At 68.0% G+C, this 1691-nt stretch carries 2 protein-coding genes; both read left to right on the forward strand.

All coding sequences use genetic code 11. The features are described 5' to 3' along the window. Window positions 1–249: hypothetical protein (locus AC1ECW_RS16150; protein ID WP_481202286.1), on the forward strand; the 249-nt coding region annotated here is incomplete at its 5' end. Then, the coding region (locus AC1ECW_RS16155; protein WP_481202287.1) for a hypothetical protein at window positions 246–1691 on the forward strand (1446 nt) is incomplete at its 3' end. The genes AC1ECW_RS16150 and AC1ECW_RS16155, both read left to right, overlap by 4 nt.

The raw sequence follows: 1691 nt of genomic DNA on the forward strand, positions 1-1691 counted from the left end.
TGGATCGCCATCGCTCACACCGGGTCGGACGGTGAAGCGATGGCCGGCCAAGGCTACAAGATCTTCTTCGAGGGCCACACCGTCATCGCCGGCCGGCTCGACGCCCAAGGCCGCGCGCACCACGACAACGTCCCGCCGCGCGCGCTGCACGTGGAGTACGAGCCGCGCACGCCCAGCCCCGAGCCGCCCTGGCCGGCGCTCGCCGAGGCAGTGGCCGCCGCACAGACCAAGCTCGGGGGCCAGCCATGAACGCCACCTGGGAGGACCTGGAAAACGCCCTGGGGTGGTTGCGCGCGGCGCCGGCGCGCTGGCTGCAAAGCGCCCGGCAAGACCTCAGCGCCGCCGCCCAGTGGATCTGGGTGGTGCTGCAAGGCGATTTCGCCGAAGAGCAAAGCACCGCCCAGGTGGTCACCGGCACCGTCATCTCGATGATCCCGCTGGTCGATCAGCTGTGCGACATCCGCGATGTCGTGGCCAACTGCAAGAAGATCGACGAAGACCCCGAGGACCGCGGGGCCTGGGTGGCCTTGGCGCTCACCCTGATCGGCTTGTTGCCGCTGCTGGGCAGTCTGGCCAAGGGCTGCCTGAAGCTGCTGTTTGCCTACGCGCGCAAGGCCATCCACCACGCCGGCCGCGGCGCGCTCGACAGCGACCTGTGGCAGGCCACCAAGCCCTACATGGAACACGGCATCGCCAAGCTCAACGACCACCTGGCCCGCCCCGAGGTGCGCCGCGCCTTGGCGGCGCTGCGCATCGACCAGCCCTACCGCTACCTGGCCGAGCAAGTGCGCAAGCTCGATGCGCAGGTGCAAAAGAGCCGTCTGCTGGCTGCGCTGGACAGCGCCTTGGGGCCCGCACGAGAGCTATTGAGCATGGTGCAGCGCTGGGGCGGCGACGAGCTGGCAAGCAAGGCCGTGCGGCTGCTGCAGCGCATCGAACGCGCGCGCCGCCGGGCCGACCGCGGCCTGACCCTGGCGCTCAAACCCGTGCACGACTGGCTCGGCCGCCTGGCGCAGCGGCTCGACGTCGAACACCGGCTGAACTACCGGGCCCAGACCGACAAGCTCAATGTGCACCGCTTCCACCGCTTCAGCCTCGATGCCGAGATCGAGGCGCTGCGCAAGAACGTGCCCACGTGGGTCACGGTGGGCAAGAAAGCCAAGTTCAGACCCTTGGAAGAAGCGCCCGATGTGCCGCCGGGGCATTTTGATATCAGCAAGAACGCGCCGCGCCCACTCAAGGAAGCTTTTAAGACCTTCCATACTGTGCGCCCGGACGTGCTGCCTCCGGGCACGGTGCTGTACCGGGTGCTCGACCCCAAGAGCAATGACAACAGCCTGTGCTGGATGACCAAGCAAGAGTTCGACCAGTTGCTCAGCAAGCCCGAGTGGCGCCAGAAGTTCGCCGTGTGGCGCCACTGGAACCACAATGGCGAATTCGTCACCTACACCGTGCCGCCTGGCAAGGGCTTGCCGGTGTGGCGCGGCACCACGGCCTCCCAAGTACTCAAAGACCGCAACGGCGTGCCTGTCAAGGCCGACGAGCACGGCAATCTGTACTGGCTCGACGGCGGCGCCGAGCAGATCGTGGTCAACCCGGCCGACCTCCAGCGCGGGCACCTGGGGCCGCGCCAGTTCACCGGCTGGGGCTATGACGAAGGCGGCCTCCAGGTCGATCTGGTGGGCGTGCCC

The organism is Caldimonas hydrothermalis (genome assembly GCF_056746695.1).